Below are 7,378 nucleotides of genomic sequence, written 5' to 3'. Positions count from 1 at the left end.
CTTTGGAGCCGCCGGGGGTGAGCAATTGGGGCAAGGTGGCGCGCTGGGCGGCCGCTGGATCGGTAGGCAGATAGAGCGCGCCGCGCTGTCCGCACGCCGCAAGGCCGGCCGCGCTGGCGGCAAGGCAGACCATGAGCGCGGTGCGGGCGCGAGCGCTCACTAGAATTTGGCGAACATTCAACATGCTGAAATTGTAATGACCGACACCGAGTACATGGACCGCGCCGAGGCGGCGCTTGCTGCCATCGAGCAGGGCTGCGACCGCATCAACGACGCGACCGACGCCGACATCGACAACCAGCGGGTCGGCGGGATGATCACGATGTCGTTTCGCAACGGCAGCCAGCTGATCGTGAACCTGCAGAAGCCGCTGCAGGAAATCTGGCTGGCGGCGCGCTCCGGCGGCTACCACTACCGGCACGACGGCCGGGTGTGGGTGGACACCAAGACCGGGGAAGAATTCTTCGGCAACCTGTCGCGCGAGGCGACCCTGCAGGCGGGGCAGCCGCTGGTGTTCGCGGCGGCCTGAGCCGCCGCTTTCCCGCTTTCTTGATCAGTTCCTGAACAGGTCGAGGATGCGGTTGCGCTCCTCGGGCGGCGCAGGCGCGCTGATCGCCGGGCCGCTCAGGGCTTCGGCCGGTGCTACCGGCGCGGAGGATTCCACGCCCAGGCTCGACACGCCGCGGCCCGGCGCGTAGTCGTCGTAGTACCACTCGCCGCCGACGCTCACGATGCCCGAAGGCGGCGTGGTCGACAGGTCGGTCACGGGCACGCCCTTGAGGGCGGTTTCCATGTAGTTGATCCAGATCGGCAGGCTCAGGCCGCCGCCGGTTTCGCGGTCGCCCAGGTTGCGCGGCGTGTCGTAGCCGATCCACGAGATCGCCGTCATGGTGGGCTGGAAGCCCGCGAACCAGGCGTCGAGCGAGTCGTTGGTGGTGCCGGTCTTGCCGTAGAGGTCGGGGCGCTTGAGCATCGCCTGCGCCTTCGCGGCCGTGCCGGCGCGCGTGATGGACTGCAGCAGCGTGTCCATGATGAAGGCGTTGCGCTGCGGGATGGCGCGCGACGCTTCGTTGAGCAGTGGCGGCTGGACGTCGACCAGCACGCGGTCCTTGTGGTCGGTGACGCGGGTCACGAGGTACGGATTCACGCGGTAGCCGCCGTTGGCGAACACCGAATAGCCCACCGCCATCTGCATCGGCGTGACGGCACCGGCACCGAGCGCCATCGGGAGGTAGGCGGGGTGCTTGTCCTTGTCGAAGCCGAAGTTGGTGATCCAGTCTTGCGCGTAGCGCGTGCCGATGGATTGCAGGATGCGGATCGACACGAGGTTGCGCGACTTCATCAGCGCCGTGCGCATCGACATCGGACCGTCGAAGCCGCCGCCGTAGTTCTTGGGCTCCCAGGGCTGGCCGCCGGTGGTGCCGGCGTCGAAGAACAGCGGGCCGTCGTTGATGACGGTGGCGGGGGTGAAGCCCTTTTCGAGCGCCGCCGAGTAGATGAAGGGCTTGAAGCTCGAGCCCGGCTGGCGCCACGCTTGCGTGACGTGGTTGAACTTGTTCTTGCCGAAGTCGAAACCGCCGACCAGTGCCTTGATGGCGCCGTCGCGCGGGTCCATGGCCACGAACGCGCCTTCCACCTCGGGCAGCTGGGTGATTTCCCAGGTGTTCTTGGGCGTCTTGGCGACACGAATCACGGCGCCGCGGCGGATCTTGATGTTGGGCGGTGCCTTGTCCGACAGGCCGGACTGCGCGGGCTTGAGGCCGTCGCCCGTGATCTGCACGGCGTCGCCGTTGGCGCGGATGGCCTGGATTTCCTTGGGCGTGGCCTTGAGCACCACGGCCGCCATCACGTCGCCGTTGTCGGGGTGGTCGTTCAGCACGTCGTCCACCGCTTCGTCGAGCTCCTTGGGGTCGTTCGGCAGGTCGATGAACTTCTCCGGGCCGCGGTACACCTGACGGCGCTCGTAATCCATGATGCCCTTGCGCAGGGCCTTGTAGGCCGCGGCCTGGTCGGCGGCGACCAGCGAGGTGTAGACCTTGAGGCCGCGCGTGTAGGTGCTGTCGCCGTACTGGGCGTACATCAGCTGGCGCACGGTTTCCGCCACGTACTCGGCGTGCAGGCGGTTCGGGTCGGCGGCGTCGCGCAGGTGCAGCTCTTCCTTCTTGGCCTCGGCCGCCTGCTCGGCGGTGATGAAGCCGGCCTCCTGCATGCGGTCGATCACGTAGAACTGGCGCCCGCGTGCGCGCTGCGGGTTGTTGACCGGGTTGTTGGCGCCGGGTGCCTTCGGCAGGCCGGCCAGCATGGCGGCCTGGGCGATCGTCATCTCGGACAGCGGCTTGCCGAAGTAGGCCTCGGAAGCGGCCGCGAAGCCGTAGGCGCGGTTGCCCAGGTAGATCTGGTTCAGGTAGATCTCGAAGATCTGGTCCTTCGTGAGCAGGTGCTCCAGCTTGAAGGTCAGCAGCACCTCGTAGATCTTGCGGGTCAGCGTCTTCTCGGAGCTCAGGTAGACGTTGCGGGCCACCTGCATCGTGATGGTGGAGGCGCCCTGGCTCTTCACGCGGTTCAGGTTGGCGAGGCCGGCGCGGACCAGCCCCTTGTAGTCGACGCCGCCGTGGTCATAGAAGCGCGCGTCTTCGGCGGCCAGGACGGCGTCCTTCACCACTTTTGGGATCGCGGCGATGGGAGTGAGGTTGCGTCGCTCTTCCCCGAACTCGCCGATCTGCGTGCCTTCGGCGGAGAACACGCGCAGCGGCAGCTTGGGTCGGTAGTCGGAGAGTTCCGAGATGTCCGGCAGGTTGGGGTAGGCCACTGCCAGGGCCACGGCCACCACGCACAGGATGGAAAGCAGGCCCGCCGCAGCGATGCCCGCCCCCCAGAACACGAAACGCAACAGCCATTTCAGCCAGAAGGGGCGTTCGGGTGGAGGAGTCTTGGCGCGCCCTTTCGGGCTGGGAGTTTCTTGCATGGGGGCCCGGAGAGTCACCGGACATTATAAAAAGTCGCCCCCTCGGCGCCTCCGGATCTTTGTTACCTCGCGCATTCCCTCTCCAGGGGCTAAGCAGAAAGTTACAGAATGCGGCTTTGACGTCACGTTTTGACAACGGTTGTCGGTTTCGGGCTTTCTGCACGCTTGGTGGGCGCTGTGCCTGCTGCTAGCATGCAACCGAACGCATATTTTTCCATTGGTTACAAATAACAGGGGGAGAGGGACCTAACTTGGCTGCTCTTGGATCATTGTTTCGTCGTCAGAACGCCCCCCTGCTGGGACTGGACGTCAGTTCGTCCAGCGTGAAGCTGGTGGAGCTCGGCCGTGAGGCCAGCGGCAAGCTGGTTCTGGAGCGCTGCGCCATCGAACCGCTCGAACGCGGCTGGATCACCGACGGCAACGTCGAGAAATTCGACGAAGTCGCCGAAGCCGTGCGCCGTGTCGTGCGAAAGAGCGGCACCAAGACCCGCAACGTGGCGCTGGCGCTGCCGCCCTCGGCGGTCATCACCAAGAAGATCATTCTCCCGGGCGGCATGAGCGAGCAGGAGCTCGAGATCCAGGTCGAATCCGAAGCCAACCAGTACATCCCGTTCTCGCTCGATGAAGTGAGCCTCGACTTCTGCGTGACGGGACCGAGCACGACCTCCGTCGGCGACGTGGAAGTGCTGATCGCCGCCTCCCGCAAGGAGAAGGTGCAGGACCGCGAGGGCCTGGCGGAAGCCGCGGGCCTGAAGGCCATGATCCTCGACGTCGAGTCGTATGCCTCGCGCCTCGCAACCGCGCGCCTGATCGAGCAACTGCCGGGCAAGGGCGTGGACGCCATCGTGGCGCTGTTCGAAGTCGGTGCCTTCACGACCAGCATGCAGGTGCTGCGCAACCAGGAAGTGCTGTACGACCGCGACCAGGCCTTCGGCGGTGCTCAATTGAGCCAGCTGATCGTGCGCCAGTACGGTTTTTCCGCCGAGGAAGCCGAAGCCAAGAAGCGCAGCGGCGACCTGCCCGACGACTACGGCTCGGGCGTGCTCAAGCCCTTCGTCGAAAGCATCGCGCAGGAAATCGCGCGGGCGCTGCAGTTCTTCTTCACCAGCACGCCGCACAACCGCGTGGACTACGTGCTGCTGGCGGGCGGATCGTCGTCGCTGCCGGGGCTGACCAATGCCGTGACCCGCCAGACCTCTTTTGCCTGCTCGCTCGTGAATCCGTTCGACGGCATGGACTTCGGCCCCAGCATTCGCGAGAAGAAGGTCCGCCGCGAAGCGCCTTCCTATCTGACCTCCTGCGGCCTGGCCATGCGGAGGTTCCTGCAGTGATCCTGATCAATCTGCTTCCGCACCGCGAAGCCGCGCGCAAGCGCCGCCGCGAGGCTTTTTACGGCACCCTGGGTGGTGCCGCGCTGCTGGGTGCCCTGATCGCCGGCCTCGGTTACCTGTGGTTCGAGGCCCAGATTTCGGCTCAGCAATCGAAGAACGGTTTCCTTCAGGCCGAGATCAAGAAGCTCGAGGTCGAGATCAAGGAAATCTCGACACTGCAGGAGGAAATCGCAGCCTTGCGCGCGCGCCAGCTGGCCGTGGAAGACCTGCAAGGCGACCGCAATCTGCCCGTGCACTTGCTCAACGAACTCGTCCGGCAACTGCCCGACGGCGTCTACCTCACCAGCATGAAGCAGGAGAATCAGACCGTGACCCTGCAAGGCATGGCGCAGTCGAACGAGCGCGTGTCGGAGCTGCTGCGCAACCTCGGCAACAACAGCCCCTGGCTGGTGAAGCCCGAGCTGGTCGAAATCACCTCGGCCAACGTGAACCTGAGCCAGCGCGACCAGCGCCGCGTGGCGAACTTCACGATGCGCATCGGCCTCAAGCGGCCCACCGATGCGCAGAAGGCGGAGGCCGAGAAGGCCCTGGCCGCCAAGGCGCAGGCGAAGGGGTAATCGATCATGGCCATCAGCAACCGATCCCTCCCCAAAGTCGACGTCGCCACCGCATTGCGCAACTTCGGCGACCAGTTCCGCGGACTGAATCCGAACGATCCTTCCATGTGGCCGGCGGTGCCGCGCTACGCACTGTGCCTGGCCGTGTCCGCGCTGGTGCTGGCGGGCCTGTGGTTTGTCTGGCTCACGAACTCCAATGACGAGCTCGAAGCCGAGCGCGCCAAGGAAGTCACGCTCCGGACCGACTACCAGAAGAAAGTGGCGCAAGCCGCCAACCTCGACCTGCTGAAGAAGCAGCGCGAGCAGGTGCAGCAGTACGTGATCCTGCTCGAGAAGCAACTGCCCAGCAAGGCGGAAATGGACGCACTGCTCTCGGACATCAACCAGGCCGGCCTCGGCCGCAGCCTGCAGTTCGAACTGTTCCGTCCGGGCCAAGTGTCGGTCAAGGATTACTACGCAGAGCTGCCGATCGCCGTGCGCGTCACGGGCCGCTACCACGACATGGGCGCCTTCGCGGCCGACGTGGCCAGCCTGTCGCGCATCGTGACGCTCAACAACGTGACCATCACACCGCAGAAGGACAAGGACAAGGACGTGCTGACGATGGACGCCACCGCGCGCACCTACCGCTACCTCGACGAAGACGAGCGGGCCGCCCAGAAACGCGCCACGGCGCCGAAGGCGAAGAAATGAAGCCGGTCGCCAAAGTCCTGTGGCTGGCACTGGCCACGCTGGGCCTGAGCGCCTGCGGCGATTCCGACCAGGAAGACCTGCAGCGCTGGATGGTCGAGCAGCGCGCGCAGGTGAAGCCCTCGGTGCCGCCGATCTCCGAGCCCAAGAAGTTCACGCCGCAGGCCTACACCGAGGCGTCGTCGTTCGAGCCCTTCAACATGCTGAAGCTGACCCAGGCGCTGCGCCGGGAGTCGAACCAGCCGAGCACCTCCGAGCTGATCGCGCCGGAGCTGGCGCGCCGCAAGGAAGCCCTCGAAGCGTTCCCGCTCGACACGATGGCGATGGTCGGCAGCATGAACCGCAACGGCCAGCCGGTGGCGCTCGTGCGTGTGGACAAGCTGCTCTACAAGGTGCGCGTCGGCGAATACCTGGGGCTCAACTACGGGCGCATCACCCGTATCAACGAAACCGAAGTCGCCCTGCGCGAGATCGTGCAGGACGCCGCGGGCGAATGGATCGAACGCGTAGCCACGCTGCAGTTGCAAGAGAGTGCGAAATGAACCATAAAAAATCAACGATGGCACAGTGGCTGCGCGCCGCCGGGCTGGGTCTGCTGGCTTTCGGTGCCCTGGCCGTCGCCCATGCGCAAAACGCGATCGAGTCGGTGACGAGCTCGACCCAGTCGGGCGCGGAAGTGATCCGCATCGACCTGGCGCAGCCGCTCACCGCCGTGCCTGCCGGGTTCTCGGTGCAGACGCCGGCGCGCATCGCGCTGGACTTCCCGGGTGTGACGAACGCCATCGGGCGTTCGGCCATCGAGGTGAACCAGGGCAACCTGCGCTCGGTCAACGTGGTGCAGGCCGGTGACCGCAGCCGCGTCGTGCTGAACCTGAAGCAGGCCACGGCGTACAAGGCCGAGATCCAGGGCAAGTCGCTGCTGGTGGTGCTTGAGCCTGTGGCCGGGACGGCACTCGTCGCTTCCGCGGCGACCACTTTCGCCGAGAACCGCAACCGCGACACGCTGCCGCTGCGCGACGTCGATTTCCGCCTCGGCGCCGACAACACCGGTCGCGTGCTGGTCGACCTGCCGAACAACCAGGTCGGCGTCGATGTGAAGCAGCAGGGCAAGAGCCTCGTGGTGGAGTTCACCAAGTCGACGCTGCCCGAAGGCCTGCGCCGCCGCCTCGACGTGGCCGATTTTGGTACGCCGGTGCAGCTGATCACCTCGCAGCAGTCGGGCGACCGCGTGCGCATGACGATCGATGCCAAGGGCGACTGGGAGCACAGCGCCTACCAGAGCGAAAACCAGTTCGTGGTGGAAGTGCGCGCGCGCAAGGTCGACCCGAGCAAGCTCACGCAAGGCGTCGGCTACAACGGCGAGAAGCTGTCGCTCAACTTTCAGAACATCGAGATCCGCTCGCTGCTGCAGGTGATCGCCGACTTCACGAACTTCAACATCGTGACCTCCGATTCGGTCAGCGGCGCACTGACGCTGCGTCTGAAGGACGTGCCCTGGGACCAGGCGCTCGACATCATCATGCAGGCGAAGAACCTGGGCATGCGCAAGAACGGCAGCGTGCTGTGGATCGCGCCCAAGGACGAGATCAACGCCAAGGAAAAGCTCGAGTTCGAAGCCAAGGCGGCGATCGAGAACCTGGAGCCGCTGCGCACGCAGTCGTTCCAGTTGAACTACACGAAGGCCATTGCGATTGCACAGGGCCTGACGGGGACTGGTGCATCGGCGGGTGGCGGCGGTGGTGGGGGCGGCGGCGCGACCTCGCGCATCCTGAGCC

8 protein-coding genes are annotated in these 7,378 nt (G+C 65.6%); 6 read left to right on the top strand and 2 right to left on the bottom strand.

Annotation, left to right across the window (positions count from 1 at the left end; translation table 11 throughout):
* The coding region (gene lptM, locus AC3WQR_RS31205) for an LPS translocon maturation chaperone LptM (protein WP_492745899.1) at positions 1–184 on the bottom strand (184 nt) is incomplete at its 3' end.
* 12 nt (positions 185–196) lie between these two features.
* Here lptM and cyaY point away from each other — a divergent pair.
* Positions 197–529 (top strand): iron donor protein CyaY, encoded by a 333-nt coding sequence (gene cyaY / locus AC3WQR_RS31200; protein ID WP_062471779.1) that lies wholly within the window; start codon positions 197–199, stop codon positions 527–529.
* A 24-nt stretch (positions 530–553) separates the two neighbouring features.
* On the opposite strand, the gene AC3WQR_RS31195 is transcribed toward cyaY, so the two are convergent.
* Positions 554–2,965: a penicillin-binding protein 1A gene (locus AC3WQR_RS31195; RefSeq protein WP_492745897.1), complete on the bottom strand. Its 2,412-nt coding sequence runs from the start codon at positions 2,963–2,965 to the stop codon at positions 554–556.
* A gap of 251 nt (positions 2,966–3,216) precedes the next feature.
* Between AC3WQR_RS31195 and AC3WQR_RS31190 the strand changes: the two genes are divergently transcribed.
* From AC3WQR_RS31190 to AC3WQR_RS31170, 5 genes are all read left to right on the top strand, one after another.
* Positions 3,217–4,296: a pilus assembly protein PilM gene (locus tag AC3WQR_RS31190; RefSeq protein ID WP_062471776.1), complete on the top strand. Its 1,080-nt coding sequence runs from the start codon at positions 3,217–3,219 to the stop codon at positions 4,294–4,296.
* Positions 4,293–4,913, top strand: coding sequence for a PilN domain-containing protein (locus AC3WQR_RS31185; protein WP_070059948.1), 621 nt, complete (start codon positions 4,293–4,295; stop codon positions 4,911–4,913). Before AC3WQR_RS31190 ends, AC3WQR_RS31185 begins: the two co-directional genes overlap by 4 nt.
* Positions 4,914–4,919: 6 nt before the next feature.
* Positions 4,920–5,606: a type IV pilus inner membrane component PilO gene (locus tag AC3WQR_RS31180; RefSeq protein WP_492745895.1), complete on the top strand. Its 687-nt coding sequence runs from the start codon at positions 4,920–4,922 to the stop codon at positions 5,604–5,606.
* Positions 5,603–6,145: a pilus assembly protein PilP gene (locus AC3WQR_RS31175; RefSeq protein ID WP_062471766.1), complete on the top strand. Its 543-nt coding sequence runs from the start codon at positions 5,603–5,605 to the stop codon at positions 6,143–6,145. The genes AC3WQR_RS31180 and AC3WQR_RS31175 overlap by 4 nt, the downstream gene beginning before the upstream one ends.
* Positions 6,142–7,378, top strand: a 1,237-nt coding sequence (locus AC3WQR_RS31170) for a type IV pilus secretin family protein (protein ID WP_492745893.1), incomplete at its 3' end; no start/stop codon positions are given. The genes AC3WQR_RS31175 and AC3WQR_RS31170, both read left to right, overlap by 4 nt.

It is taken from the genome of Variovorax sp. FW305-3-2-15-B-LB1, assembly GCF_058787635.1.
Note: the sequence above shows the minus strand (reverse complement) of the source record. Positions and strands in the feature narration are given on the sequence as shown.

What these genes read in the sequence shown, in the direction of transcription:
- cyaY (WP_062471779.1), top strand. Translation starts at nt 197, where the DNA reads ATGACCGACACCGAGTACATGGACCGCGCCGAGGCGGCGCTTGCTGCC.
- AC3WQR_RS31180 (WP_492745895.1), top strand. Translation starts at nt 4,920, where the DNA reads ATGGCCATCAGCAACCGATCCCTCCCCAAAGTCGACGTCGCCACCGCA.
- AC3WQR_RS31175 (WP_062471766.1), top strand. Translation starts at nt 5,603, where the DNA reads ATGAAGCCGGTCGCCAAAGTCCTGTGGCTGGCACTGGCCACGCTGGGC.
- AC3WQR_RS31195 (WP_492745897.1), bottom strand. Translation starts at nt 2,965, where the DNA reads ATGCAAGAAACTCCCAGCCCGAAAGGGCGCGCCAAGACTCCTCCACCC.